This window comes from Nonomuraea sp. NPDC048892, from assembly GCF_040649735.1.
Lineage (GTDB): Bacteria > Actinomycetota > Actinomycetes > Streptosporangiales > Streptosporangiaceae > Nonomuraea > Nonomuraea maheshkhaliensis.
Genome location: NZ_JBEZFZ010000001.1, coordinates 1,054,407 through 1,080,094, shown reverse-complemented (window position 1 = coordinate 1,080,094; position 25,688 = coordinate 1,054,407). Strand labels below are relative to the sequence as shown.

Below are 25,688 nucleotides of genomic sequence, written 5' to 3'. Positions count from 1 at the left end.
GAGTCCCTTCACCGGTGCAGCAGGGTCAGGGCCTTGGCCAGGGCGGGGTCGCGACCGGTGGCCGCGTCTTCCTGGGACAGGACGACGTGGTGGTCGGGGGCCACGCCGATCCGGTCGATCACCTCGCGGCCTGGCCCCAGGTGGTGCTTGGTGGGGAAGCTCAGCGTGGTGTAGTTACTGAGGGGGTACGGCCGCGCCGGGCCGGAGATCACGCCGGCGGTCCTGGTGCCGATCAGCAGGCCGGCCCGCAGGTCCTTGATCGCGGAGCTGAAGTGCTCGCATGCCGAGGCGCAGCCGCGGTCGGTGAGCACGGCCAGCGGCAGGTCGACCAGCTCGACGGTGTCGTCGGTCCGCAGGGCCTCGCACGTGTCGTCCGCCTTGCACAGGTAGGCGGTGACCTTGCCATGGGTGAACGCGCTCACCAGCCTGGTCGCCTCCGTGGGGCTGCCGCCGCCGTTGCCGCGCAGGTCCAGCACGACGCCGGACAGCGTACGGCCCTTGCGCAGCCGGGCGATCGCCCGCAGGACCCGGTCCGCGGAGTCGGGGGCGAATCCGCGCAGCCGTACGTAGGCGATGTCGTCGTCCAGCAGCTCGGACCGCACCACTTGCAGAGAGGCCAGGTCCCGCTGGAACAGGCCGGGCTTGAGCGTCACGCTCCAGCGGCGGCCGGTGCTCGGCCGCAGCAGCCGCAGCCGCACCGGCCGTGCCCGCGGATACTCCGGATACAGGCCGGCGATCACGGGGCCGGCCTTCCCGTCGACGAAGGGCGCCGATCCGTCGATCGATTCGATGACGTCGCCCGGGCGCAGCCCGGCGGCCCCCGCCGCGCCGCCCTGTACGGCGGTGACGAACAGCGGGGGCACGGCGACGCCCGAGTCGCCGGGGGTGACGTTCGCTTCGAGTCCCAGGCCGTAGCCGTCGCCGTCGTAGGAGCCGGGCGGCCGCCGGTTGCCGTGCGTCCAGCGGGCATGGTTGTCGTCGAGGGCGGCCACGATGGCCTCAAGGGTGACGACCGTCAGCTTGTCGCGCAGGCCGGGCACCTGGTCGGTGACGTTGCGGAAGGCGGTCTCGAAGGCGGTCCAGTCGGCTTCGCGGTCACCGGTGAGCGCCGGCATGGTGGCTCCCGGCAGGTCGCGCCCGCTGCGGTTGAGTTCCTGGACCAGGGCGGTGAAGCCGGCGTTCAGCAGCGCGCGGGCGTCCAGAGTGGCGCCGCTGTAGTAGGCGCCGAGGATGCAGAAGTACGCCTGCTGGACGACGTCGATCGTGGTGGGCGTCTCCGGCCCGGGGGATCCCTGCGGCGCGGGGCAGGCCGTACTGGCCGCCGCGCTCGCCTGGCCGCGCGGCGGCGTGGGCGCCGAGCAGCCCGCCGCCAGCAGCAGGGCCAGCCCGGCCGTCACGGCTCTCCTGATCATGACAGGCGCCTGCGGATCCACCAGAAGGACAACCAGGTCAGGCCGAGGGTGAGCAGGGCGTAGATCCCGGTCTCGATCCACTGGAACGGCCAGAAGCGCTCCAAGGGCTGGTAGGTCGCCTGCTGCCGGTAGCCGAGCCGGTTGACCTCGGCCAGGCACGTGCCCATGGCCGGTGATCCCGACGGTGCGCAGGGTCCCGACGTCGTCGAGATCCGGACGACCCCGGCTCCGGGCTCGGGGCCGGCCATCGTACGTCCGGACTGATCGACGAGCCGGCTGGACAGGACCCAGGCGCCCGCGTGCCCGGGAACAGCCGCATTCAGACGAATCTCCATTTGTCCACCTTGATCACGATTTATGCCGATGCCGTCAACGTTCGCCTGGTTGAGCTCGAACGTGGAGGTCACCGGGGTCATCAGGTGGGGCCGGACCAGCAGCGGCATGGCGAGCTGGATCGCGGCGAAGACCGCCAGGGTGAGGGCCATGGCGGGCAGTGTGCGGCGCACCAGCATGCCCACGGTCACGCCGAGGACGAACGCGAAGGCCGCGTACCCCATCGGGGCGATCCCGCGCGCGCCGAACACCAGCGGAGCCATCAGGGCCAGGTCGTCAGGGGCCGACCTGTCCAGCGGATCGGACCACCAGGTCACCGCGAGGCCGGCCAGCCCGGCGGCGGCCATGGCCACCAGGCCGATGAACCCGAGCTTGACCGCCAGCCAGCGGGTGCGGGTGATGCTCTGGTTCCACACCAGCAGGTGCGTGCCGGCCTCCAGCTCGCGGGCGATCAGCGGAGCTCCCCAGAACAGCCCGACCACGGCGGGCAGGAGCAGCACGACGAGGCTGACCGCCATGAAGGGCGTGTCGTGCGCGCCGAAGAAGCGGTCGTAGAAACGCAGGCAGGTGTCGTCCTGGGTGCAGGCGGCGAGTCCGGAGGAGTAGTCGGCGACCAGGCCCGGGCCGGTCAGAGCCAGGACGGCGGCGAGGACGACGAGCAGCGCGGCCAGCATCGCGGCCGAACCGCGCAGCTGGCGCCAGGTCAGCCAGACCATCACCGCACCTCCAGGGCGACGCGCGGGCTGCCGGCGGTGCGCTGGTCCATGTAGGCCAGGACCAGGTCCTCCAGGCTGAGCCGGCTGACCGTCCAGGCGGGGTCGTGGATCGGGGCGTCGGTACGGATCACGTACGTGCTCTGCCGCTCGGTGTGGCTTGCCGAGATCACCTGCTGGTCGGCGGGCAGGCGGTCGGGGTCGCGGCGGGGGCCGACGAGCCGGTGGTGGGTGGCCAGCAGCTCGTCGACCTCCCCGGCGACCTGAACGCGCGAGTCCACCAGCACGATGAGGTAGTCGCAGATGCGTTCCAGGTCGGAGACCAGGTGCGAGGAGAGCACGACGCTGAACTCATGCTCGACGGTGGCCTCCATCAGGTGCTGCAGGAACTCCCGGCGGGCCAGCGGGTCGAGCGAGGCGACCGGTTCGTCCAGGATCAGTAACTCGGGCCGCTTGGCCAGGCCCAGGGTCAGGGCGAGCTGGGCGCGCTCGCCGCCCGACAGCCTGCCCGCCTTGTGGGCGGGGACGAGACCGAGCCGCGCGATGCGATCGCGTGCCATGGCCTCGTCCCAGCGGGGGTTGAGCCGCGTCCCCAGCCGCAGATGGTCGGCGATGCTCAGCCCGGCGTAGACGGGGGTGTCCTGGGCGACGAACCCGACCCTGGCCAGCTGCGCGGGCGTGCCCGCCGGCCGGCCGCCGAGCACCGTGATGCCGCCCGCCGTCGGTTCGAGCTGGCCGCAGGCCAGTTTCAGCAGCGTGGACTTGCCGGCCCCGTTCGGGCCCACCAGCCCGACGACGTGTCCGGCGGGGATGTCGAGGGTGCACTCGCGCAGCGCCCAGCGTTTGCCGTATCTCCTGCCCAGACCCTGGGCTTGCAGGACGGAAGTCACGCTATGTCCTCCTGTGAGGCGGTCCGGAAGGTGGTCATGAACAGGGCCTCGATGCTCTCCTCGTCGAGACCGGCCCGGCGGGCCTTGGCCAGCCAGCGCCGCAACTCCAGCCGCAGCGGGCCGTGCTGGGCCAGCGAGGTGCCGGTGAGCGTCGCCGTCACGAACGTCCCCACCCCTGGCCGCGCCGCGACCAGGCCCTCGTGCTCAAGCTCCCGGTAGGCCTTCAGAACGGTGTTGGCGTTGATCGCCAGGTGCGCGACCACCTCCTTGACGGTCGGCAACTGGTCGCCCTCGCGGAGCAGGCCGAGCCGGAGCGCGTGGCGTACCTGCCGGACCAGCTGCTGGTACGGCGAAACTCCCGATCTGTCGTCCAGGTAGAACTCGATCACCGGCTCATCTCCATTTACCTAGCTTCCTAGCACTATAGGTTTATGGATGTTAGCGGATCATAAGATCGCCGCCGGACGGGCGCGGAAATGTTCGGGGTGGGAGGCTCAGAGCGGTCCCGGGCGGCGTGTCGCGCGTGGGCGTACGAGCGGGTGGACGCCGTGGAGGCTCGCCGCCCGGAATCAGAGCTGGAGCGACTGGGTGCCCAGGACGATGGCGAGGGCCAGCCGGTCGGCGTCCTCGGTGCCGGGCTCGGCGGTGTAGACGGTGATGCGCAGGTCGTCCAGGGCGACGAACAGCGTGTCGCAGTCGAGGGTGATCGGGCTGACCGCCGGGTGGTCGATCGTCTTCTTCCGGGACGGGTCGGCCAGGGGTGGCGGTGCCTCGGCGTCCCAGAGTTCGGTGAAGCGAGGGCTGCCGGCGGCCAGGTCGGTGATCAGGCGGCGCAGGGCGCGGTCGGCGGGGTAGCGCGAGACCGTCAGGCGCAGGTCGGCCACGAGCCGGGCTTCGTGCTCGGCCTGCTCCTGCGGGGTGTGCACGACCCGCGAGGGCAGGCCGGCGACGTTGCGCCAGACGGCGTTGCGTTCCAGGCCGCGCCAGGTGGCCGTCTCGCCCATGAGCGCGTCGTAGGGGGCGTTGGCCAGCACGAGTGTCCAGCCGGCGTCGTACACGACGACCGGGGTGTGTGACAGGCGGTCGAGCAGGCGTTGCACGCTCGGGGCGACCCGCGACGGCACGATGTCCGGGCCGGGCGGGGTCTGCCCGGCCAGCCGGTAGAGCAGGTCGCGTTCGGTGTCGGACAAGCGCAGCGCCCGGGCCAGCGCCTCCACGACCTGCGCCGACGGCGCGGACGCGCGCCCCTGTTCGAGGGGCCGTGGCGCCCCCGAGGTGGTTCAGGCGATGAGCCGCGCCTTGGGCCGCGTACCGGGCGTCTCGACGCCGCGACGCTCGGGGCCACTACTGGCCGCGATGGCCCTCGACGACAGGTGGGCGCACTTGCGCGATGGCGCGTTCGTGGTGAAGACCAGGCCGACCGAGGTGCGGCCGGTCGCCCACGACCGCGACCGGGAGCAACGCCTGTGGGAGGCCACCCTTGAACTGCTGGAACGCGCGAGCGCGTCGCGTCAGTAAGTACGGAAGCCGCCCGCTCTCCTCAACAGATGCTCAACACGTTCTCGACACCGCCCGGCGCAGGATGTGGCTCGCCAGTCGGTCCGGGCGTACGGCGCGAAGGAGTAGCCGGTGCACGAGCTGTTCGAGGTCGTCGCCGCCTGGCTCGACGGCCGTCCGACCACGGGCATGGTGGTGTGGGGGTGGCCCATGCTGGTGTGGGGCCGCCTAGGGAAGGCCATGTTGTACTTCGCCGCGCTGTCCGTCGTCCTGGACCTCCTCGACCCGGACAAGCTGCGGGAGCGGGGCGGCGGGCTGAAGGACCGCGCCGCGGACGCCCTCTCCCAGGCCCGGCTCAGGTGGTCGCAAGCCGGCGTGGCCGGCCTTTCCGCGAGCATGCGGGGGCACCTCACGTCCGTCTCCCCGGGCGTCTCCTACGACCAGTGGGGGATGACCGGCCGGCGCGGCGACCGTCACACGGCTGTGCACAGCCCTCCGGAGCACGTCCCGCGCGCGCTGGGCTGCTCGCTCGAGGAGTACCGGGCCTTCCATCGCGGCGTCATCGCGGAGTTGTCCCGCGTCCACGCATGCGACGGCGAACACGACGATCTCTGCTCAGCGCAGAGCGATCACATCCAGGCGCGGATCGAGGCGTTCCTGACGGAGCACGTGCCCGGCGATCGGCGCGGGTACGTGAAGGCGTTCCGGAGCGCGCTGCTCGCCAAGGCGGCGTGGTGGGCGCTGATGGGCGCGGCCGAGACACTCCTCGGCATGCTCCTGCATCGCACCCGGCCGCTGCACGTGTTCCGCTGGGCGGCGTTCGCCCTGGTGCTGGTCGGCGGGCCGCTCGACCTGCTCGCCGCATGACCGCTGATCAGGCGGTACGAGAAGGACGCGCCGCCCGGCGGCGAACCGGTCACCGGCCGGTTGGAGCCCGGTGACCGGCGGAGCGGTCTAGCGGACCATCTTGAGGCCGGTGTGCCAGACCCAGCCGTGTCCGCCGCCGTTCAGGTTCCAGACCTCGGTCCACTTCCAGACGGGCTTGTTGCCCCAGCAGTAGCCGTGGAACCTGGTGCCCTTCTTGGCGACCCGGTAGCCGGAGCTGAGGCTCTTGCGCTTGTGCACCTTCACCGCCCACTTCGCCTTGACGATGCAGGGCCACAGAGCGGCCGAGGACGTGGTGGCGGCGCTGACGGTGCTCTCGGTGGTGTTGGTGGCGTGCGCCGGTGAGACCAGCACGCCGGAGGCGAACGCGGCTGCCACGGCCAGGGTGGCGATCTTTCCTACGGATCTCATGTCCGGAAATGTAGGCCTACGGCTGTTGAGGATCCGTTGAGCCTCCGCCGAGCCTCCTGGACGGTAAACCTGTTGGCGGGGCCGTGGCGCACCCGTTTGAATCGACGGGCCGCAGCGACAGGCCGCGGATCCGTCGAAGAGGGGGAGGCGCTTGATGAGTGAAGCGTTCTACTCGCACGCGAGGCTGTACGACCTGATGTTCCCGGGCGGCGGCCCCGCGGTCGGCTTCTACCGGGCCGAGGCCGATCGGCAGGGCGGGCGCGTGCTGGAGGTCGGGTGCGGCACCGGGAACAAGCTGATCCCCATCGCGTCCGACGGGCATCCGTGCGTCGGCCTGGACCTCTCGCCGGACATGCTGGCCGAGGCGCGGCGCAAGGCGGACGAGCGCGGTGTGGCGGTGGAATGGACGCGGGGCGACATGCGGGCCTTCGATCTGGGCCGCACCTTCGACTTCGTCTTCATCGCCGCCAATTCCCTACTGCATCTGCATGAGGCCGACGATCTGGTGAGCTGCTTCCGGTCGATTCGGAGGCATCTGGCGCCGGGTGCACGGTTCGTCTTCGACGTGTTCAACCCGAATGTACGCCTGCTCGCCGCGGCCGATGGCGTACGGCGTGCCCGGGAGTCGTTCGTGGATCCCGAGCGGGGCGCCGTCACCGTCGACGTCGCCGATACCTACGACGCGTCCGCGCAGGTCACCCGCGGGACCTGGCACCTGTCGACCGACGCCGAGCCCGACTTCGTCGTCACACCGCTCGAAATCAGGAGCATCTTCCCGCAGGAGCTGCCCCTGCTCCTGTCACTCGGCGGCCTGCGGCTCGTCGAGCGCTTCGGCGACTGGTCCGGGCGGCCGTTCGCCGGGGACGCGCCGCCGATTCAGCTCTGCGTCTGCGAGCCCGCGTGATCAACGTACGGACGGAAACTGTCTGATCTTGGTGGGAGAGTGTGGGGCAGTGCTCCCGTGAGAAAGGAAACGCCCCAGGATGGACGCGAACGACCGGCCGCGGACCCTGTACCCGCTGAAGCCTCTGGAGCTTCCCTCGCTGCTCCCCCTCGATCCGGTCGAGCCGGTCGAGCCGGTGGCGGCGGAGGTCGAGGCGGGCCTGGAGGCGTACCGGAATGGAGACCCGAACGACGCGATGACCGCGTTGCGGCAGGTCGCCGGGGCGGCGCGGACGGCGGGAGCGGGGCAGGCGGCGGCCGCGCTGGCAGGGATCGAGCTCGGCGCGGGCGAGCCGTGCTGGGAGTCGTTGGAGCAGGTGGCGGCGGGTGAGGACCCGTGGATGGGCCCTCTGGCCGGCGTGCTGATCGCGGAGCTGGAGCCGGAGGAGCACGATCGCGCGCTGCTCCGTGGCATCACCGCGCAGCTCACCGGGGACGTGGAGGCGGCACGGGCGCTGTACGCGGAATCGGACGACCCACTCGCGACCGTGCTGACCGGAAACCTGCTGATCGTCACCGGCGATCCGGTGGCGGCGGAGGAGCCGCTGATGCGGGCGCTGCGGTCGGACAGCGCCATTATCTCGGCATATGCCGGACATCTGCTGGGCCACCTCCTCATCGCGCGGAACGAGCTGGAGGAGGCCGGGCAGGTGCTGAACAACGCGTTCTGGCGGTCGCACCCGAAGGGAACGGGTCCGGAAGGGCTCGTGCCGTGGGTCGGCGTCCGGATCGGTGAGCTGCTGGCCGGGACGTTCGAGCTCGACGTGGTCGCGACGCTGATGGAGGAGAGCCGCATGGACGAGCTCTACTTCACGCGCGACTTCTTCGAGAACGCGGCCTTCTTCACCCTGTACAGCGAGCCGTCGCTCACCAAGATCGGGTTGCACCTGTTCACCGGCGACTTCGACGTCGTTCACGACGCGCTCGAACGGCTGCGCCTGTGGAGCGATGAGCGGTACGAGCGGGGCCGCGCGCTGGCCGTGCTGCTGGGCAGGCGGCTGCTCGAAGACACCGACTCCTGGTCCGACCGCTACCGGCCGCTGCGCGAATTCATCGCGGACGTCGGCGGCGTCTAAGACGGGACAGCCGTGACGGTCCGGCGTTCCCGCTGCCGGAAAGTGATCACCGGGGGTAGGGTGCTGCTGTGACTCGCCGGCCCCCTGACGATCACCCGGATGAGCTGATCGGGCACGAACGTACGAAACCATGAGCCAATACCAGTACTACGAGTTCCTGGCGATCGACCGGCCGCTCAGCAGCCGGCAGCAGGCCGAGGTGCGCGCTCTGTCCACCCGGGCCCACATCACCACCACCTCCTTCACCAACGAGTACCACTGGGGCGACTTCGGCGGCGACCCGTCGGCCATGATGGAGCGCTACTACGACGCCCACCTCTACCTGGCCAACTGGGGCACCCACCGGGTCATGCTGCGGCTGCCCAAGGCCGTGCTCACCCTCAAGCAGGCCGAGCGGTACTGCGTGGGCGAGCAGGTGAACGCCTGGACCAGTGGCGATCACCTCATCCTCGACCTCACCAGCGAGGCGGAGGAGGAGTACTGGGAGGACGACGCCGAACGCTCGCTCGCGGCGATCGCCGGCATCCGCGCCGAACTGGCCGCCGGTGACCTGCGGCCGCTCTATCTGGCCTGGTTGTCGGCGTACGGGAGCTGGGAACGCGACGAGGACGCCTTCGACTACGAGGACGAGGACGTCCTGGAGCCGCCCGTCCCGCCGGGGCTGGGCTCGCTCAGCGCACCGCAACGGGCCCTGGCCAGCTTCCTGCGCCTGGACGACGACCTGCTCGCGGCGGCCGCCGAGGCCAGCCGGGCGGTGCGGCCCGTACCGCGTGATCGCAAGGCGCTGGCCGCCTGGATCGCCGCTCTGCCCGGCAAGCGCAAGAACGCGCTGCTGTTACGGGTGGTCGAGGAGGACAGCGCGAAGGTCCGGTGGGAGCTGCTGCGCGAGTTCGACGGCGGACTCACCGACCAGGAGCCGGAGACGGCGCGGACGGTCGCCGAACTGCTGGACAACGCCGCCGCCCGCCGCCACGCCCGTGAGCGGCAGGAGACGGCCCGGCGTACCGAGGAGCAGGAGCGGCGGGAAGAGGAACGGCGCAAAGCCCAGGAACTCCACCTGAACCGGCTCGCCCAGGACCTCGAAGCGGCATGGGATCGGGTGGAGACCTCCATAGGCACGAAGAAGCCCCGCGAATACGACCAGGCCGTGCAACTCCTGCGCGACCTGCGCATCCTGGCCATCCGCGACGAGCACGCCGGCGTCTTCGCCCAGCGCCTCGCCCACCTGCGCGAACGGCACCAGGGCAAGCCCAGCCTGATGAAGCGGCTCAACGACGCGGGCCTCACCACCGAGTGATCGGCCTCGGCTCATCCCGTTCTGCCCGGGGATGGACGCGGCGTGGGCGCGTGGGCGATCCTTTAGCGTGCTGTTGCGCCAGTTGGAGTACCTGGCGGTTTTGGCGAGGGAGCGGCATTTCGCCCGGGCCGCCGCGGCCTGCCATGTCTCCCAGCCGTCGTTGTCGGCGGCCATCCGTAAGCTGGAACGCGAACTGGGCGTGCCGCTGGTCCGGCGAGGGCAGCGGTTCGCGGGGCTCACCCCTGAGGGCGAGCGGGTGCTGCTGTGGGCGCACCGCATGCTCGCCGACGCCGACGGCCTGCGCCAGGACCTGTCGGAGATGCGCGACAGCTTGTCCGGCACGCTGCGCATGGGCGCGATCCCGACCGCGCTGACCGCCGCCTCGCTGCTGACCACGCCGTTCTGCGAGCGTCATCCGCACGTACGGGTGCTGCTGACCTCGCTGTCGTCACGGGAGATCGCCCGCCGGCTGGCCGAGTTCGAGATCGACATGGCGATGACGTACCTCGACGACGACGAGGAGGACTTCGGCGAGGTGCACGTCAGCCCGCTCTACCAGGAGCGTTACCTGCTGCTCACCCCGGCCGACGGCGAGCTGGCCGACCGGCAGGTGGCCCGCTGGGCCGAGGTGGCCGCACTGCCGCTGTGCCTGCTGGCCCCCGAGATGCGCAACCGCCGGATCCTGGACGCCAACTTCCGGCACGCCGGCGCGGTGGCGGTGCCGGCGATCGAGACCGACACCGTCTCGGCGCTGTTCGCGCACGTGGCCACCCATCGCTGGTCGAGCGTCATCTCGTACGCGTGGCTGCACATGTTCGGCGTGCCCGAGGGGATGCGGGTCGTCCGGCTGGAGCGGCCCCTCCGCGAGCCGCGCGTCGGGCTCGTGCTGGCCCGTACGGGCCCGGAGTCGGTGATCGCCAGGGCCGTGCTGGACGTCGCCCGCGACCTCGACCTGCGTGAGGTGTTCGACCGGCTCGCGGCCCAGCACCTGACATAGCCTGACATAGCCGTCACGGGGCCCCTATCCGGCGACCCGCTCCCCGCCCGCGTAGACGTTGCAGCGCTCACCGCGCAGGAAGCCCACCAGCGTGATGCCGAACTCCCTGGCCAGGTCGACCGCCAGCGACGACGGCGCCGACACCGCGCACACCGCCGGGATGCCCGCCGACAGGGCCTTCTGCATGATCTCGTAGCTGGCCCGGCCACTGACCATGAGCACGTGGTCCCTCAGCGGCAGCCGGCCGCTCATCGCCGCCCAGCCGACCAGCTTGTCCACGGCGTTGTGCCGGCCGACGTCCTCGCGCGCCGCCACGAGCGTCCCCGAGGCCGAGAACAGCCCGGCCGCGTGCAGGCCGCCCGTCTTGCCGAACCCGCTCTGCACGCCGCGCAACGCCTCGGGCAGCCCGTACAGCAGCTCGGCGGTGAGCGTCAGCTCTCCCCTGGGGAGGGGGCGGCAGCGGTCGTGCAGCGACTCCAGGCTGGCCGAGCCGCAGACGCCGCACGCGCTGGAGGTGAGGAAGTGGCGGTCGAGCGCGGGCAGGTCGGGGATGGGGCCCCTCAGGTGCACGGTCACCGTGTTGTAGCGGGCCTCGGGCGGGAGGTCGTCGTCGGTGCAGTACGCGATCGCGGCGACGTCCCCCGGCCCCGCCAGGCCCTCCCCGCTCATGAACCCGGCTGCCAGCTCGAAGTCGTGCCCCGGTGTCCGCATGGTGATGGCCGCCGTACGGCGCGAGCCGTCGGCGGCGGACATGCGGATCTCCAGCGGCTCCTCCGTGGCCAGGTCGTCGCGGCGGTCCCTGGCCGTCGCACCGGACAACTGCCTGATGCGGATCGGGGTCGTCGGACCAGGGCGCACCTTCACAGCGCTGTCCCGGCGGAGCGGGCCGGTCGGCGGCCGGCCGTGTCGCGAGAGATCCGCGGCTTCCTCATCTGACCATCGTCCCTCCTGCTCGCGACATGCGAACACCCGGCCATGAGATACCGCCTTCCTGCGGCCGATCAAGCACCGCACCGCCGCCGTTGTGGACCGGCGCCGACCGGCCGCGAACAGCAAGCCGCCGACCTGCGCTGATAGAAGCCGTCTATCGGCCGAGAGAAAGAAACGATTGGACGCCCGAGATGCGGATGCATGACCGTGCAGAGAGATCCCCCCGACCGAAAGGCTGGTCATGACGTCGTCGTCGGCGCAGTCTGTTGAAGATTCGGCGCAGTCTCTTGAAGATCACGTGCGCTCGGTCGTCGCGCGGCACCGTGACGACCGGGGCGCTCTGCTGCCCATCCTGCACAGCCTCATGGAAGAGCTGGGCCACATCGATCCGGCGGCGATCCCGTTCCTGGCTGACGAGTTGAATCTGTCAAGAGCCGACGTACACGGCGTGGTCACCTTTTATCACGACTTCCGGCAGACGCCGCCCGGCCGGACGAAGGTCCGGATCTGCCGGGCGGAGGCGTGCCAGGCGGTGGGCGGCGACGAGCTGGTCGAGCGGGCGAAGAGCCGGACCGGCGTCGGCCTCGGGGAGACCACACGGGACGGCGCGATCACGCTGGAGCAGGTCTTCTGCCTCGGCAACTGCGCGCTCGGCCCGTCCGTCCAGGTCGGCGACCGGCTGTACGGCCGGGTAGGGGCGCAGCAGCTCGATCGCCTCCTGGAGGGCGCCGCGTGACGAGCGAGCCGATGACCGTGTACGTCCCGCGCGACTCGGCCGCCCGTTCCGTCGGCGCCGACGAGGTCGCCGAGCGCATCGCCGAGGCGGCAGGGCCCGGGGTCCGGGTCGTGCGCAACGGCTCCCGTGGCATGTTGTGGCTCGAACCGCTGGTCGAGGTGGCGACGCAGGCCGGGCGGGTGGCGTACGGGCCGGTGCGCCCCGACGACGTGGACGACCTGCTCGCGGCGGGACTGCTGGACGGCGCTGAGCACCGGCTGCGCCTCGGTCCGACCGAGGAGATCCCGTGGCTGCGCGAGCAGACGCGCGTGACGTTCGCCCGGGTCGGCGTGGTGGACCCGCTCTCCCCCGACGACTACGTGGCCCACGGCGGGCTCGCCGGGCTGACCCGCGCGCTGTCCCTCACCCCTGAGCAGGTGGTGGCCGAGGTCACCGACTCGGGGCTGCGCGGGCGCGGCGGCGCCGGCTTCCCGGCCGGCATCAAGTGGAAGACCGTGCTCGGCGCCGCGTCGGAGCTCAAGTTCGTCTGCTGCAACGCCGACGAGGGCGACAGTGGCACCTTCGCCGACCGGATGCTGATGGAGGGCGACCCGTTCACCCTGATTGAGGGGATGGCCATCGCCGCCTGGGCGGTCGGGGCGAGCGAGGGGTACGTCTACATCCGCTCGGAGTACCCCGACGCGGTGGCGACGCTGCGTACGGCGATCGACGCCGCCTACGAGCGGGGCTGGCTCGGCAAGCGGGTCCTCGACCGCGACTTCAGTTTCGACCTGTTCGTCCGGGTGGGCGGCGGGGCGTACATCTGCGGCGAGGAGACCTCCATGCTGGAGAGCCTGGAGGGCAAGCGCGGCATGGTCCGCGCCAAGCCGCCGATCCCGGCCCTGGAGGGCCTGTTCGGCAAGCCCACCGTGGTCAACAACGTGCTCACCCTGGGCTCGGTGCCGATGATCATGGCCGCCGGCGCGGAGGCCTTCGCCGGGCTCGGGGTGGGCCGCTCGCGCGGCACCCAGGTCTTCCAGCTCGGCGGGAACGTCGCCCGCGGCGGCATCGTGGAGACCGCCTTCGGCATCACCCTCGGCGAGTTGGTGGAGGGGTACGGCGGCGGCACCCGGTCGGGCCGGCCGGTACGGGCCGTGCAGGTCGGCGGGCCGCTCGGCGCGTACCTGCCGACGTCCAGATTCGACCTGCCCATGGACTACGAGGCGTTCGCGGCGGCGGACGCCATGGTCGGCCACGGCGGCGTGGTGGTGTTCGACGACACCGTGGACATGGCGGCGCAGGCCAGGTTCGCCATGGAGTTCTGCGCCGCCGAGTCGTGCGGCAAGTGCACCCCGTGCCGGATCGGCGCGGTGCGCGGCGTCGAGGTCATCGACCGCATCGTCGCGGGCCAGGAGCGAGGCCGCAACCTGAAGCTGCTCGACGACCTGTGCCACCTGATGGCCGAGGGTTCCCTCTGCGCGATGGGCGGCCTGACACCGATGCCGGTGCAGAGTGCGCTCAACCACTTCCCCGGCGACTTCGGAGCGACGACGGAGGAACGGCGATGAGCCTGATCAAGGAGCAGGACTACGGCACTCCGGCGCGCTCGGGCGAGGCGACGGTGTCCGTGGAGATCGACGGCAAGCAGGTACTGGTCCCGGAGGGGACCTCGGTGATGCGCGCCGCGGCCGAGTGCGGCATCGACATCCCGAAACTGTGCGCGACCGACAGCCTGGAGCCCTTCGGCTCGTGCCGCATGTGCCTGGTCGACATCGACGGCCGCAAGGGCTCGCCGGCGTCGTGCACCACCCCGGTGGCCGACGGGATGAAGGTGCGCACCCAGACGCCGGAGCTGGCCGACCTGCGCCGCGGCGTCATGGAGCTGTACATCTCCGACCATCCGCTCGACTGCCTGACCTGTCCCGCGAACGGCGACTGCGAGCTGCAGGACGTGGCCGGGCAGGTCGGCCTGCGGGAGGTCCGCTACGGCTTCGACGGCGAGAACCACCTCGACCTGCCGACCGACAGCACCAACCCCTACTTCGACTTCGACGCGAGCAAGTGCATCGCCTGCTCGCGCTGCGTGCGTGCCTGCGGCGAGGTGCAGGGCACGTTCGCCCTGACCATCGAGGGGCGCGGGTTCGAGTCGAAGGTCGCGGCCGGGGCCGGCGGCACGTTCATGGAGTCCGACTGCGTCTCCTGCGGCGCCTGCGTACAGGCGTGCCCGACCTCCACGCTGCAGGAGCGGTCGGTGGTCGAGCTCGGCATGCCGAACCGCACCGTGCTCACCACCTGTGCCTACTGCGGCGTGGGCTGCTCGTTCAAGGCCGAGTTGCGTGGTGACGAGGTCGTGCGCATGGTGCCGTACAAGGACGGCAAGGCCAACGAGGGACACTCCTGCGTCAAGGGCCGCTTCGCCTTCGGCTACGCCTCTCACCCCGACCGGCAGCTCAAGCCGATGGTGCGCGAGCGGATCACCGACCCCTGGCGCGAGGTGGAGTGGGAGGAGGCCATCGGCCACGTCGCCGCCCGCATGCTGGAGATCCAGGCCAGGCACGGCGCCGGCGCGATCGGCGGCATCAGCTCCTCCCGGTGCACCAACGAGGAGGTGTACGTCGTCCAGAAGATGGTCCGCGCCGCCTTCGGCAACAACAACGTCGACACCTGCGCCCGCGTCTGCCACTCGCCGACCGGCTACGGACTCAAGCAGACGTACGGCACGTCGGCCGGCACCCAGGACTTCAAGTCCGTGGAGCAGGCCGACGTCATCCTGATCATCGGGGCGAACCCGACCGACGCCCACCCGGTGTTCGCCTCGCGGATCAAGCGCCGGCTGCGCCAGGGCGCCAAGCTCATCGTCGCCGACCCGCGCCGGATCGACCTGGTCCGCTCCCCGCACATCCAGGCCGAGCACCACCTCCAGGTGCGGCCGGGCACCAACGTGGCGCTGATCAACGCCATGAGCCACGTGGTGGTGACCGAGGGCCTGGTGGACCGGGAGTTCGTCGCGGAGCGCTGCGAGGACTTCGCCGCATGGGAGCGCTTCATCTCCGCCCCCGAGCACAGCCCCGAGGCGGTCGAGCCGATCACCGGCATCCCCGCCGCCGAGGTGCGGGCCGCGACCCGCCTGTACGCGAGCGCCCGCAACGCCACCATCATGTACGGCCTCGGCGTCACCGAGCACAGCCAGGGCTCCACCATGGTGATGGGCATGGCCAACCTGGCCATGGCCACCGGCAACATCGGCCGCGAGGGCGTCGGGGTCAACCCGCTACGCGGGCAGAACAACGTGCAGGGCTCGTGCGACATGGGCTCGTTCCCGCACGAACTGCCCGGCTACCGGCACGTCTCCGACGACGTGGTACGCGGCACGTTCGAGACGCTGTGGGGCCGGGTGCTGGACCCCGAGCCGGGCCTGCGCATCCCCAACATGTTCGACGCCGCGATCGACGGCACGTTCATGGGCCTGTTCGTGCAGGGCGAGGACATCGCCCAGTCCGACCCGAACACCAAGCACGTCACCGCCGCCCTGTCGGCGATGGAGCTGGTGGTCGTGCAGGACCTGTTCCTCAACGAGACCTCGAAGTTCGCGCACGTCTTCCTGCCGGGCACCTCGTTCCTGGAGAAGAACGGCACGTTCACCAACGCCGAGCGCCGGATCAACCGGGTCCGCCCGGTGATGGCGCCGAAGACCGGCAAGCACGAGTGGGAGATCGTCTGCGAGATCGCGCAGGCGATGGGCTACCCGATGAAGTACGACGACTCCGCGCAGATCATGGACGAGATCGCGATGACCACGCCCACCTTCTCAGGGGTGTCGTTCGCCAAGCTCGACGAGGTCGGCAGCGTCCAGTGGCCGTGCAACGACGCGGCGCCCGAGGGCACCCCGATCATGCACATCGACGGGTTCGTCCGCGGCAGGGGCCGGTTCGTGCTGACCGACTACGTGGCGACCCAGGAACGCAGCACCCGCAAGTTCCCGTTGATCCTGACGACCGGGCGCATCCTGTCGCAGTACAACGTGGGCGCCCAGACCCGGCGTACCGGCAACACCGCCTGGCATCCCGAGGACGTGCTGGAGATGCACCCGCACGACGCCGAGGTGCGCGGCATCCGCGACGGCGACACCGTCGCGCTGACCAGCCGGGTCGGGGAGACCGGCCTCCGGGTGAAGATCGACGACCGGATGCCGGTCGGGGTCGTCTACACGACCTTCCACCACCCGGTGACCGGCGCGAACGTCGTCACCACGGAGAACTCCGACTGGGCGACCAACTGTCCCGAGTACAAGGTGACCGCGGTGCAGGTGACGCTGAAGCACCCGGCCCCGGCGGGGATGGTGTGATCATCATGGCCATGACGCAGACGCCACCGCACATCCGGATGGCGAACGAGATCGCCGTGCAGTTCAGGAACCGCGACCCGGCCTGGGCGGCCGAGCGGATCGCCGAGCACATCCGCGCCTTCTGGGATCCCCGGATGCGGTCCAGGCTGGTCACCGACGCCACCGACGACCGCCTGGACCCGCTCATCACGGCCGCCGCCGCCCTGCTGCCCCCGGTCTCCTGAGCCGGTCGTGAGCCGGGCTGGTCAGGGCCGCGGCGGCATCGGCCGTCGTCCTGAGACGGTCAGCAGGATCTCCTTGACCGGCAGGTCGACGGGCTCGCCCGTGCCCAGCCCGATGTCGGCGTCGGTGCCCCGCAGCTGCACCCCTGTCAGATCGATCCCGAAATAGGACAGGCTCCGGTCGTTCGCGCTCGCCAGCACGAGGGCGACGCGCTCGGCCGGAGGCGCCGGCAGCCCCAGCGGCTCGGTCATGTCGAGGCCGTGGATGACGTCGTGACTCAGCGCCCCGGCGAGCCCGCCGCCCGGCGGCCGCCACTCGTTGCTGAGGTTGGCGCGCAGGCAGGCGAGGAGGTCGGCGTCGGACATGCGGGTGGTGTCCTTGCGGGCGGTCCGGTCGGCGTACCGGTCGAAGGAGAAGCGCGCCGCCGCGAATCCGGCCACGAACCGGGGCAGACTCGTACGGAACGGCGCGGTCATGTGGGCGACGACTTCACGTACGCGCCACCCCTCACACAGGGACAGGCTCTCCCACCCCTTCGCGGGGAGCCCGGCGAGCAGCTGGGCCAGTCGTTCTCTCTCGGCGTGGATGTGCTGCTTGAGCTCTGCGTCGGTCGGTGCCATGAGGATCACCTTCAGGTCGTAGTGGAAATATCCCCCCTTGTACGACCGAAGGCGGCCGAACTCATCGCTTCCCTCCGCATCAAAGATTGTCAGGCAGGCCGAACTCCGCGAAACGGTCACCCCAGCCCAGGAACGTGACGATCTCGCCGATGCGCCCGTTCCGGAGTTCCAGCACCAGCAGGGCGAACGGCCGCAGCACCCCGTCCTCGTCCGGCCGATACTGACCGAGCGTCCAGCACCCGTTGGCCGGCTCGCCGGGAACCAGACGATCGCCGGCACAGGCATCCGATGCCGCCAGCACCGCGCCGATCTGAGCCGCCCCGTCCAGCCACCACAGGAACGGCGGCATCCCCGACCGAGCATCGTGGGCCAGCACGGCAACGAGCTCGTGCACGTCATGCGTCTGGAACGCGGTGACGTACCGATGCAGAAGATCAAGCTGGCCCGCGTCGTCCAGCCGCGGACTGTCAGTGGGACGCGGCCGATGCTTCTCCAGCGTCGCCCGCGCCCGCTGCAGCGCGCTGTTCCCCGCCGCCACCGACGTCCCCATGACCTCGGCGGCCTCCACGGCGCTGAACCCGAGCACGTCCCGCAGCACCAGCGCGACCCGCTGACGCGGCGGCAGCCGCTGCAGAGCGGCGACGAAGGCCAGCCGCAGCGTCTCCCTCTGCGTCGCCAGGGCGGCCGGGTCGGCGCTCCCCATCAGCCGGGAATCCGCCATCGGCTCCACCCACCGCGCCGCCGGCAGCGGAACCCCGAGGCCGCCGCCGCTCGACGCGGGCCCCATGTCCCACGGCAGCGCCCGCCGCCGCGCGCTTCTGAGCAGGTCGAGGCAGACATTCGTGGCGATCTTGTGCACCCAGGTCGAGAGCGCCGCCCGCTCGGGGTCGTAGCCGTCGATGGCCCGCAGAGCACGCACCATCGTCTCCTGCACGGCGTCGTCGACCTCGCTCGCGGAACCGAGGACGCGGTAGCAGTATCCGGTCAACGGCCCCCGCAACGACTCCAGCATCGGCAGAACGTCGGATTCATCCCTGACAGCCACCCGCCCATCATGACCGTTTCCGGCAGCCGATGTGCCGGCCGGCTCAGTGGGCCCGCTGCTGGAGTTCGTCGAGGTAGTCGGTCATCGCGTCGCGGTTGCGGGTCAGGATGTCGATGCGTTCGGTGAGCCGGTCACGCTCCCGCTCCAGTACGGCCACCGTCTCCGGCAGGACGCCCTCGAAGACGATGGGGTCGCGGGGCGAGTCGAGGCAGGGCACGATCGCGAGGATGAGCCGGGTGGACAGGCCGGCCTTGAGCAGTTCGCGGATCTGCTGGACCCGGGCCAGGGTCGTCTCGCTGTAGTCGCGGTAGTTGTTCGGCCCCCGGGTCGAGGTGATCAGGCCCTTGGCCTCGTAGAAGCGTACCTGCCGGGTGGAGGCCCGGCCCGTGCGGCCAGTTCGCCGATCCTCATCCCGCCGACGGCCGACCTCGACCTCTCCGCGCTCGACCCCGGCAGCGTCGCCCACCGGACCTTCACCGGGCCCGCGGCCGATGCGGCGGCGGCCAACACGCCGGCTTGGCGGGCCGCTGAGCTCGGCGCGGCCAACGGCCACGGCAACGCCCGGTCGGTGGCCCGGATCCTCGACTCGCACACACGACTCCTCAAACCGGCCACCCTCGACCTGATCTTCGCCGAGCAGTCGAACGGGCCCGACCTGGTCAACGGGCTGCACCTGCGGTGGGGCATCGGCTTCGCACTGCCGGACCGGCGGACTCTGCCGTGGCTGCCGGACGGCCGCATCGCGTTCTGGGGCGGGTGGGGCGGATCGATGGCGATCATGGACTTCGACCGGGGCGTGACGATCGCGTACGTGATGAACAACATGGGCGCCGACATCCTCGGCTCCGCCCGCTCCGCCGCCTACGTCCAGGCCGTCTACCAAGCGCTCGGCCGCTGAGCCGTACGGTCAGTGAAACCAGGCGTCCTCGCCGGTTGATCGTTCGCCGCGTTGCGGAGAGCCGTTAACAGCTTGCCGTCCACTGGCTCACCTCTCGGTCGCGCTCCCGGCCCATTTTCACACGAGCATCGCCACGAGGGCGTCCTCGTGGCGATGCTCCTTCGTTCAACCGGCGATCTGGTCTTCCGTGCCGAGTGGTGGCGGGATCGCCCGGACGCCGGTCGTGGCGTCGGCCGATTCGAGGAGTTCCGGGCTGCCGAGCGGTCGCGTGCTCTGCTCGGCCGCCTTGAGCTCGACCAGCCGGCTCTCCACGACCTTGAGCGTGTGGAACTTGCGTGCCGTCACCATGACCCGGCCCTCCATCGACCCGACCGTGTCGTTGTACGCCTTGACCGACCGGTCGAGCGACCTGCCCAGGGTGTTCAGGTGCCCGCCCATGACGGAAAGGCGCTCGTACAGTTCGCGGCCGAGTTCGTAGACCTGCTTGAGGTTGTCCTGGAGCGCCGCCTGGGTCCAGGCGAAGGCCACGGTGCGGAGCAGGGCGATGAGCGAGGTCGGCGTGGTGATCAGGACGCCCTTGGCGGAGGCGTATTCGAGCAGGGTCGGTTCCTGCTCCAGCGCCGGCTGCAGGAAGGCGTCGCTGGGCACGAAGAGCACGACGAACTCCGGTGAAGCGGCGATCTTCCGGAAGTACTCCTTGCTCCCGAGCGCGTCCACGTGGTGGCGCAGTTGCCGGGCGTGGTCGGCCCAGTGCCGGTCCGCGTCGGCCTCGTCGGTGGCCTCGATCGCGGACATGAACGCCGCCATCGGCACCTTGGCGTCCACGACGACGTGTTTGCCGCCCGACAGGTGGACCACCATGTCAGGCCGGAGCGAGCTCTCGCTGTCGGCGACGTGCACCTGCGTGTCGAAGTCGCACCGTTCGACCAGGCCGGCCTGTTCCACGGCCCTCTTGAGGTGCATCTCGCCCCAGGACCCGCGCACCTGCGGCTTCTTGAGCGCCTCGACGAGCGCCCTGGTCTCCTTCCTGGTCCGCTGTCCCTCCTCGGTCAGGGTGGTCAGCTGCTGGCTCAGCGTGGCCTCGGCCGCGACACGGGTGGTGGAGAACTCCTTGAGCTGCCGGTCCATCTCGGCCAGCTGGGCGTGGACCGGCTTGCTGGCCGCGCTCAGGGTCGCCTCGGCCTTGGTCACCAGCTCGACCTGGGACTTCTGCAGCAGCTCGGTGGTCGCCGCGCGCAGCGTCTCCTCCAGGAGCCGGTTGTTGTCCGCGCGGGTCTGATCGAGCTCCTGCCGTACGGCCTGCACCGTCGCGGCCTGCTCCAGCAGCGCCTGCTTCTGCATGACCAGCTCGGCCAGGTGCGTCTTCAGCTCGTGGATCTCCGTGCGGAGCACCGACTCCCTCGCCTTCAGTTCGGCGATCGAGAGCTCGGTGTCGCGGAGGCGACGACCGGTTTCCGCTCCCCGTGTCTGCTCCGTCTGAAGCTGCATGCGCAGCCGCTGCGCCTCGGCGCATTCCTGCTGGAGGCTTCTTCGCGTCGCCTCCAGCTCGGCGCCGAGCCGGCCGAGTCGCTCGTCCAGGGTCCTGCGTTCGGTCAGGGCGGTGGTGTGGGCCCGGCTCAGCTCGGCCAACTGCTTCTGCGCCCTTGCCCGTTCGGCCGCCGCGCGGCTGCGGGCAATCAGATAGGCGATCGTGGCGCTGATCAGGACGAGGGCGACCGTCAGGATGACGAAAGAGAAGGTCGTCATTTCAGCTCACCCGCTTTCCGTCGGTCCCCTGGTGCGGCGGGTTTTCATGGGCGTTGTGGCTGGTCATGCCGGGTCCTCTCGCGGGTGGACGTCGCGTCCGACGGGATTGCTGAGAGAACTGTGGCCAAGGGAACTTGATGAGCGCTGAATTCGCGCCGATAACCGTTCTTACCAACAGAAAGCGCCTGTGCCTCGATCTTCCCGGGGCGGCTCAGTCGGTGACGGCGCGGACCTCGTCCAGGAGGCCCGCGGCTCAGTCGGTGATGGCGCGGACCTCGTCCAGGAGGCCCGCGGCTCGTTCCTCGATGGGTCTGGTGCCGATGGTCCTGGCGATCTCCACGGCGGCCTCCAGCTGGGCGGCGGCCTCCGCGGTCCGGCCGGCCGCGTGGTAGAGCTCGCCGAGCAACGTCCGTACGCGGGCCTGGATGAGCCGGCTCTTCAGGCTCCGGGCGATGTCCACCGCCTGGGTCAGCACGACCTCGGCCTCCTCCAGCAGGCCCTGCCGCATGCTCGACTCCCCCAGGCCGTGCAGGGCCAGCGACTCGCCCACGCGGTCGCCGATCGTGCGGGCGCCGGCCAGGGTTCTGGTGAAGGCGTCGCGGGCCTCGCCGTACCGCTTCTCGCGCAGGTCGAGGCTGCCCAGCCAGTAGAGGGTCTGGGCGAGGCCGCGCGGGGTGTCCAGCGGCTCGTAGATCGCCAGGGCGGCCTCGAAGTTGGTCCTGGCGAGCTGGAGCCGGTCCTGGTCGAGGTGGATCTGCGCGATGTTGCGCAGGACGAACGCCTCCGTGCCGAGGTCGCCCGCCGCCCTCAGCTCCTCCAGGGCCTGCTTGTAGCGGCTCATGGCCTGGTCGAAGTGGCCCACGAAACGGTCGACCATGGCCAGGTACGTACGGGCGATGCCCTGCCCGTGCACGTCACCCGCTTCCTCGAACAGCTCCAAGGAGCGGTCGTAGTCGGCCCGCCCCAGGTCGTAGAGGGCCTTGTCCACGTGCAGCATCCCCCGCCGCTGGAGCACCGCCGCCATGCCGCGCACGTCGCCCGCCCGTTCGGCCGCCGCGTAGCCGGTCTCCAGCATCGTGTGCTGGTCGTCGAGATACTTCCTCAGTGAGAAGAAGATCGCGGTCGTACAGGCCAGATCCCAGCAGAGGTCCTCGTGGCCGGCTCTCGCGGCCAGGTGGACCGCGTTGACGATGGTCAGCCGCTCGGTCTCGAACCACTCCACCGGATCGGCGACCAGCTCCCGCAGGTAATCGGCGGGCAGGCGCCGGCGTTTGGGGGAACCGCGGACGATCTGGTGCTCGCCGCCGTACAGGACGCTGTACGCCTGTCTGCTGACCGACAGCAGGCAGCTCAGCAGGCGTTCAACGGCGTCCCTGCGCACCTGGGCCGAGTCCTCGGCCTCGCCCATCTCCCGGGAGAACAGCCGGACCAGGTCGTGGAAGAGGTAGCGGGTCCGTCCGGCCGAGTCGGTCGCGGCGACCTGCAGCAACTGGGCGTCGACCAGCGTTTCGAGCAGCTTGTCCGCTTCCGGTACGTCCACGTCGAGCAGCGCGGCGGCCGCCCATGAGGCGAAGCCGGTGGCCTCGATCAGCCCCAGCCGCCGGAAGGCGCGCCGCTCGTCCGGCTCCAGGCCCTGGTAGCTGAGCGCGAACACGGCACGCACATGCAGCGGCCCGTAGGCGAACTCGTCCAGTCTGCGCCGCTCGTCGCTGAGCAGCGACACCAGCGTGGTGGCGGTCCAGTGCCGCTTGACCGCGAGGCGGGCGCCGGCGATGCACAGGGCCAGCGGAAGGTAGCCGCACAGCGACGGCAACTCCTGGGTCGCGGCGGGATCGCGGGCCAGCCGCTCCTCGCCCACGATCCGTTCCAGCAGGGTCGCGGCCTGCGCCGGGCTCAGCACGTCGAGATCGACCTGCCGGGCGCCGGCCAGCGACCCCAGCGGCCTGCGGCTGGTGACGACGACGGCGCAGGACGGGCTGCCTGGGAGCACCGGCATGACGTGGGCCGTGTCGGCCGCGTTGTCCAGGATGATCAGGGCCCGGCGGTCGGCCATCTGCGTACGGAACAGCTCGGCCCGCTCGTCGAGCGTCGGCGGGATCGAGTCGCCGCCCACGCCCAGGATCCGCAGGAACCGGCTGAGCACTTCGCTCGGATCGACCGGCTCGGTCTGGGTCCCCGTGCCGTGCAGGTCCATGTAGAGCTGCCCGTCGGGGAACTCCGCCCGCAGCTCGTACGCCAGATGCAGGGCGAGCGCGGTCTTCCCGACGCCGCCCATGCCGGCGATGGCCACGATCGCCACGGTGTTCCTGCTCGTGTCGCACAAGTGGCGCCGCAGCTCCCGCCGGATCTCCTCGCGCCCGGTGTAGGCCGTCACGTCCGGCCTCCAGCACGATCGTCAGCGAGCCGGTCACCATGGAGGTCGCCGAGCCGGGGTGTGGTCAGCGGGGCGAGCACCCATAGGGCGCGGCGCCGGCTTTCTGAGCCGGGCATCTACCGCACCTCGTGCGCGTACAGGAGTTGTTCGAGCCGGGTGTTCTGTTCCTTGAGCATGGCCAGGGCTTGGCGTTCGAAGACGGCCCGTTCCGCCGGGTCCTCCGGCATCGGCGGGGCGATGTTGGGGTGCAGCCGGGACGTGCGCAGCCAGGTGTCGAGATCGTCGTTGCCGGCCCAGCGCAGCGCTTCGGCGTTCGCGGACAGGGCGAAGCGCAGCCAGTCCGCGTCCGTTCGTGGGTTCGGCGTGACGGGGCACAGGTCGTTCTTCACGGTGTCGTCCGGGTAGGTCGCCTCCATGTGCGCGATGAGGGCGGCGCTGAACACCGGCTGACACACCCGGACCGACTGCAGGGTGATGAGCCCGTCCTGGAAGATCGGGACGACGGGGAGTTGTCTGGTGGCGTCGGCGGTGCAGTCCACGTGCAGCACCCCAGGGCCGGTCGGAACGGCGCCGCCGTCGAGTTCGATCTCCGTTTCGGTGATGCGTTTCACCCGGCCGAGGCGGACGACGTTCCTGATCCGGCGTAGCTGCTCCAGCTCGGCCCGCGAGACGGTGGCGCAGCGGAACGCCGTCGGCCGGTCGTCCGGGGAGATGCGCAGCAGGGTGCCGGCGGCGTTGAGCCGCTCGAAGAGGTCGGACAGGGACTCGGCGCTCATGATGGCCTCGTGTTTGGCCATGTAGTCCCGCCCGATGTCCTCGGCACGGCGGAGGGGGATCGGCTGCACGGTGGCCCGGTCGATGAGCCAGGGCGCGCGAGGCATGATCCAGGTCAGGCGCTCGGGGTCGAGGCCCTGTTCCAGCAGCCAGAGGCAGGCGTCGATCCCGGTCTTGCCCGCGCCGACGACGACGTACCGCTCGCGGGGTTCGCGGACTGCGGGCAGCTCGTTCGGCGGCACCACCTGGATGGCGGCGGCGGTCGGGAACTCGGGCGGTCGCATGGCCGGGACGGTGACGCCCTGGTAGGTGGTGTCCACGATCTTCCTGCGTACGGTCACCTCGTACGCGTCGCCCGAGGTCGTCAGGTGGAACCGGCCGGCGCCGTCGTACTCGGCCATGGGGAAGTACGACACCCGGCCTGACGGCAGGAACGTCTGCCGCATGACCTGGTCGAAATAGCTGCACACCTCGCCGGCGCCGGCCAGTTCGTACAGCCCGGCGTTCAAGCCGGTCTGGTCGATCGTGTCGTCGCCGAGGGGACGAGAGTTCACGCCGTACATGGCCGACGGCTGGTGCAGCCGGACGTAGGGGTAGGCGACGGTCCAGTGGCCGCCCGGCTGGTGGTAGCGGTCGACCATCACCACGGTCGCGTCGGATTCGGTCAGCAGCGTGTCCACGAAGGCCATGGCCGTCGCGCCCGCACCGATCACGAGGTAGTCGGCCTCGATCGTGGTCGTCATCTCAGGCTCCCGCCCAATCTTTAGAGTGTTATTTTAGTTTGGGAGCCAACTCCCATAGTAGGAGATTACACCAAGATTTTGACGGGGGTCGTCGTGGACGCGGGGCGTACGATGACCGCTGCAGCTGTGGTCGTGCGTTGAGGAGTGAAACGCGACGTGGTGACGAGTGAACTGCCCGGAGGCGGGTCGCCCGAAGGGCCCTGGGAGCGCAAGCGGGCTCGGACCAAGCAGGCGATCCAGCGGCACGCACTGCGGCTGTTCGGCGAGCAGGGCTATCACGCGACCACGGTGGAGCAGGTCGCGGCGGCCGCGGATCTCGCGCCGAGCACGGTCTTCCGCTATTTCCCCACCAAGCACGATCTGGTGGTGCTCGACGACGACCTGCTCATGATCAGGCCGTTCATCGAGGCTTTCCGCGCGCAGCCGCCGGAGCTGGGGGTGCTCGCCGCGCTGCACAACGCCGTACGCACCGCGTTCGACGAGACCGGCGCCTCTCGCCCTGAACACATGGAGATCCAGGACCGGGCCCGGCTGGTGGTGACCATTCCCGAGGTGTGGGCGGCGAACATGGGCAGCCTGGCCTCCAGCATGAGCGGGATGGCCGAGCTGTTCGCCGAACGGGCCGGACGCGACGCCGGCGACCCGGAGATTCTCAGCCTCACCAGGATGCTGTGCGGAGCCATGACGATGGCGTGGCTCGCCGCCGGCAGCGGCGCCGCGCTCGATCTGCCCGCCGTGCTGGAGGACACGGTCGCCCGCCTGCGGACCGGCTTCAGCCTATGACCGCGCGTGCGTGCCCGCCGCGTCCGGCACGCATCCTGTA

At 70.6% G+C, this 25,688-nt stretch carries 25 protein-coding genes; 12 read left to right on the top strand and 13 right to left on the bottom strand.

Annotation, left to right across the window (positions count from 1 at the left end; genetic code table 11):
• Window positions 1-8: 8 nt before the first annotated feature.
• The 5 genes from AB0C28_RS05305 to AB0C28_RS05285 all read right to left on the bottom strand — a co-directional run bounded on the left by AB0C28_RS05305 (window position 9) and on the right by AB0C28_RS05285 (window position 4,565).
• Window positions 9-1,412 carry a S41 family peptidase gene (locus AB0C28_RS05305; RefSeq protein ID WP_358073142.1) on the bottom strand — a complete coding sequence of 468 codons (1,404 nt, stop codon included), beginning with the start codon at window positions 1,410-1,412 and terminating at the stop codon, window positions 9-11.
• Entirely contained in the window at window positions 1,409-2,461 is a 1,053-nt protein-coding gene (locus AB0C28_RS05300; RefSeq protein WP_357838136.1) for an ABC transporter permease, read from the bottom strand. The genes AB0C28_RS05305 and AB0C28_RS05300 overlap by 4 nt, the downstream gene beginning before the upstream one ends.
• Entirely contained in the window at window positions 2,461-3,348 is an 888-nt protein-coding gene (locus AB0C28_RS05295) for an ABC transporter ATP-binding protein (RefSeq protein WP_357838139.1), read from the bottom strand. The genes AB0C28_RS05300 and AB0C28_RS05295 overlap by 1 nt, the downstream gene beginning before the upstream one ends.
• Window positions 3,345-3,737 carry a GntR family transcriptional regulator gene (locus AB0C28_RS05290; RefSeq protein ID WP_357838142.1) on the bottom strand — a complete coding sequence of 131 codons (393 nt, stop codon included), beginning with the start codon at window positions 3,735-3,737 and terminating at the stop codon, window positions 3,345-3,347. The genes AB0C28_RS05295 and AB0C28_RS05290 overlap by 4 nt, the downstream gene beginning before the upstream one ends.
• Before the next feature lie 180 nt (window positions 3,738-3,917).
• Entirely contained in the window at window positions 3,918-4,565 is a 648-nt protein-coding gene (locus AB0C28_RS05285; RefSeq protein ID WP_358073141.1) for a transcriptional regulator, read from the bottom strand.
• 70 nt (window positions 4,566-4,635) lie between these two features.
• On the opposite strand from AB0C28_RS05285, the gene AB0C28_RS05280 reads away from it, so the two are divergent.
• On the top strand, window positions 4,636-4,866 hold the full coding sequence (locus tag AB0C28_RS05280; RefSeq protein ID WP_358073140.1) for a hypothetical protein: 231 nt from the start codon (window positions 4,636-4,638) through the stop codon (window positions 4,864-4,866).
• Window positions 4,867-4,977: 111 nt separating this feature from the next.
• A complete protein-coding gene (locus AB0C28_RS05275; RefSeq protein WP_357838151.1) occupies window positions 4,978-5,712 on the top strand; it encodes a hypothetical protein in 735 nt (244 codons plus the stop codon).
• Between the two features lie 87 nt (window positions 5,713-5,799).
• Here the strand turns inward: AB0C28_RS05275 and AB0C28_RS05270 are convergent, their stop codons facing one another.
• On the bottom strand, window positions 5,800-6,141 hold the full coding sequence (locus tag AB0C28_RS05270) for a hypothetical protein (protein WP_358073139.1): 342 nt from the start codon (window positions 6,139-6,141) through the stop codon (window positions 5,800-5,802).
• Between the two features lie 154 nt (window positions 6,142-6,295).
• On the opposite strand from AB0C28_RS05270, the gene AB0C28_RS05265 reads away from it, so the two are divergent.
• From AB0C28_RS05265 to AB0C28_RS05250, 4 genes are all read left to right on the top strand, one after another.
• Window positions 6,296-7,045, top strand: coding sequence for a class I SAM-dependent methyltransferase (locus AB0C28_RS05265; RefSeq protein ID WP_358073138.1), 750 nt, complete (start codon window positions 6,296-6,298; stop codon window positions 7,043-7,045).
• A 79-nt stretch (window positions 7,046-7,124) separates the two neighbouring features.
• Entirely contained in the window at window positions 7,125-8,159 is a 1,035-nt protein-coding gene (locus AB0C28_RS05260) for a hypothetical protein (RefSeq protein ID WP_357838159.1), read from the top strand.
• 130 nt (window positions 8,160-8,289) lie between these two features.
• Entirely contained in the window at window positions 8,290-9,456 is a 1,167-nt protein-coding gene (locus AB0C28_RS05255) for a hypothetical protein (protein ID WP_358073137.1), read from the top strand.
• A gap of 67 nt (window positions 9,457-9,523) precedes the next feature.
• The gene (locus AB0C28_RS05250; RefSeq protein WP_358073136.1) at window positions 9,524-10,453 is read left to right on the top strand and encodes a LysR substrate-binding domain-containing protein; all 930 of its coding nucleotides are present in this window, start codon (window positions 9,524-9,526) and stop codon (window positions 10,451-10,453) included.
• Window positions 10,454-10,477: 24 nt separating this feature from the next.
• Here AB0C28_RS05250 and fdhD read toward each other — a convergent pair whose 3' ends face one another.
• Window positions 10,478-11,317 (bottom strand): formate dehydrogenase accessory sulfurtransferase FdhD, encoded by an 840-nt coding sequence (gene fdhD / locus AB0C28_RS05245; protein WP_357838168.1) that lies wholly within the window; start codon window positions 11,315-11,317, stop codon window positions 10,478-10,480.
• A 307-nt stretch (window positions 11,318-11,624) separates the two neighbouring features.
• Here fdhD and AB0C28_RS05240 point away from each other — a divergent pair, with 307 nt between their 5' ends.
• From AB0C28_RS05240 to AB0C28_RS05225, 4 genes are read left to right on the top strand one after another with little or no spacing between them, the layout of a single operon-like run.
• Window positions 11,625-12,119 (top strand): formate dehydrogenase subunit gamma, encoded by a 495-nt coding sequence (locus tag AB0C28_RS05240; protein WP_357838170.1) that lies wholly within the window; start codon window positions 11,625-11,627, stop codon window positions 12,117-12,119.
• Entirely contained in the window at window positions 12,116-13,666 is a 1,551-nt protein-coding gene (locus tag AB0C28_RS05235; RefSeq protein WP_358073135.1) for an NADH-quinone oxidoreductase subunit NuoF, read from the top strand. Before AB0C28_RS05240 ends, AB0C28_RS05235 begins: the two co-directional genes overlap by 4 nt.
• On the top strand, window positions 13,663-16,443 hold the full coding sequence (fdhF, locus tag AB0C28_RS05230; RefSeq protein ID WP_358073134.1) for a formate dehydrogenase subunit alpha: 2,781 nt from the start codon (window positions 13,663-13,665) through the stop codon (window positions 16,441-16,443). The genes AB0C28_RS05235 and fdhF overlap by 4 nt, the downstream gene beginning before the upstream one ends.
• Window positions 16,444-16,454: 11 nt before the next feature.
• On the top strand, window positions 16,455-16,667 hold the full coding sequence (locus tag AB0C28_RS05225; protein ID WP_358073133.1) for a formate dehydrogenase subunit delta: 213 nt from the start codon (window positions 16,455-16,457) through the stop codon (window positions 16,665-16,667).
• Between the two features lie 21 nt (window positions 16,668-16,688).
• On the opposite strand, the gene AB0C28_RS05220 is transcribed toward AB0C28_RS05225, so the two are convergent.
• The 3 genes from AB0C28_RS05220 to AB0C28_RS05210 form a co-directional block, all read right to left on the bottom strand.
• Window positions 16,689-17,285, bottom strand: a complete 597-nt coding sequence (locus AB0C28_RS05220; RefSeq protein WP_357838182.1) for a maleylpyruvate isomerase family mycothiol-dependent enzyme — start codon at window positions 17,283-17,285, stop codon at window positions 16,689-16,691.
• A gap of 79 nt (window positions 17,286-17,364) precedes the next feature.
• Window positions 17,365-18,330: an RNA polymerase subunit sigma-70 gene (locus AB0C28_RS05215; protein WP_358073132.1), complete on the bottom strand. Its 966-nt coding sequence runs from the start codon at window positions 18,328-18,330 to the stop codon at window positions 17,365-17,367.
• 43 nt (window positions 18,331-18,373) lie between these two features.
• Window positions 18,374-18,796: a MerR family transcriptional regulator gene (locus AB0C28_RS05210; RefSeq protein ID WP_358073131.1), complete on the bottom strand. Its 423-nt coding sequence runs from the start codon at window positions 18,794-18,796 to the stop codon at window positions 18,374-18,376.
• Between AB0C28_RS05210 and AB0C28_RS05205 the strand changes: the two genes are divergently transcribed.
• Entirely contained in the window at window positions 18,695-19,228 is a 534-nt protein-coding gene (locus AB0C28_RS05205) for a serine hydrolase (RefSeq protein WP_358073184.1), read from the top strand. The genes AB0C28_RS05210 and AB0C28_RS05205 overlap by 102 nt on opposite strands.
• 165 nt (window positions 19,229-19,393) lie before the next feature.
• Here AB0C28_RS05205 and rmuC read toward each other — a convergent pair whose 3' ends face one another.
• From rmuC to AB0C28_RS05190, 3 genes are all read right to left on the bottom strand, one after another.
• Window positions 19,394-20,974, bottom strand: coding sequence for a DNA recombination protein RmuC (gene rmuC, locus AB0C28_RS05200; RefSeq protein WP_358073130.1), 1,581 nt, complete (start codon window positions 20,972-20,974; stop codon window positions 19,394-19,396).
• 253 nt (window positions 20,975-21,227) lie between these two features.
• Complete coding sequence (locus AB0C28_RS05195; RefSeq protein ID WP_358073129.1) at window positions 21,228-23,348, bottom strand: tetratricopeptide repeat protein; 2,121 nt, start codon at window positions 23,346-23,348, stop codon at window positions 21,228-21,230.
• Window positions 23,349-23,464: 116 nt separating this feature from the next.
• Complete coding sequence (locus AB0C28_RS05190) at window positions 23,465-24,865, bottom strand: hypothetical protein (RefSeq protein ID WP_358073128.1); 1,401 nt, start codon at window positions 24,863-24,865, stop codon at window positions 23,465-23,467.
• A gap of 156 nt (window positions 24,866-25,021) precedes the next feature.
• Here AB0C28_RS05190 and AB0C28_RS05185 point away from each other — a divergent pair, with 156 nt between their 5' ends.
• A complete protein-coding gene (locus AB0C28_RS05185; RefSeq protein WP_358073127.1) occupies window positions 25,022-25,648 on the top strand; it encodes a TetR family transcriptional regulator in 627 nt (208 codons plus the stop codon).
• Window positions 25,649-25,688: the final 40 nt, after the last annotated feature.

What these genes read in the sequence shown, in the direction of transcription:
- AB0C28_RS05190 (WP_358073128.1), bottom strand. Translation starts at nt 24,865, where the DNA reads ATGACGACCACGATCGAGGCCGACTACCTCGTGATCGGTGCGGGCGCG.
- AB0C28_RS05220 (WP_357838182.1), bottom strand. Translation starts at nt 17,285, where the DNA reads ATGGCACCGACCGACGCAGAGCTCAAGCAGCACATCCACGCCGAGAGA.
- AB0C28_RS05300 (WP_357838136.1), bottom strand. Translation starts at nt 2,461, where the DNA reads ATGGTCTGGCTGACCTGGCGCCAGCTGCGCGGTTCGGCCGCGATGCTG.
- fdhF (WP_358073134.1), top strand. Translation starts at nt 13,663, where the DNA reads ATGAGCCTGATCAAGGAGCAGGACTACGGCACTCCGGCGCGCTCGGGC.
- AB0C28_RS05240 (WP_357838170.1), top strand. Translation starts at nt 11,625, where the DNA reads ATGACGTCGTCGTCGGCGCAGTCTGTTGAAGATTCGGCGCAGTCTCTT.
- AB0C28_RS05270 (WP_358073139.1), bottom strand. Translation starts at nt 6,141, where the DNA reads ATGAGATCCGTAGGAAAGATCGCCACCCTGGCCGTGGCAGCCGCGTTC.
- rmuC (WP_358073130.1), bottom strand. Translation starts at nt 20,974, where the DNA reads ATGACGACCTTCTCTTTCGTCATCCTGACGGTCGCCCTCGTCCTGATC.
- AB0C28_RS05280 (WP_358073140.1), top strand. Translation starts at nt 4,636, where the DNA reads ATGAGCCGCGCCTTGGGCCGCGTACCGGGCGTCTCGACGCCGCGACGC.
- AB0C28_RS05255 (WP_358073137.1), top strand. Translation starts at nt 8,290, where the DNA reads ATGAGCCAATACCAGTACTACGAGTTCCTGGCGATCGACCGGCCGCTC.
- AB0C28_RS05305 (WP_358073142.1), bottom strand. Translation starts at nt 1,412, where the DNA reads ATGATCAGGAGAGCCGTGACGGCCGGGCTGGCCCTGCTGCTGGCGGCG.
- AB0C28_RS05260 (WP_357838159.1), top strand. Translation starts at nt 7,125, where the DNA reads ATGGACGCGAACGACCGGCCGCGGACCCTGTACCCGCTGAAGCCTCTG.
- AB0C28_RS05265 (WP_358073138.1), top strand. Translation starts at nt 6,296, where the DNA reads ATGAGTGAAGCGTTCTACTCGCACGCGAGGCTGTACGACCTGATGTTC.
- AB0C28_RS05225 (WP_358073133.1), top strand. Translation starts at nt 16,455, where the DNA reads ATGACGCAGACGCCACCGCACATCCGGATGGCGAACGAGATCGCCGTG.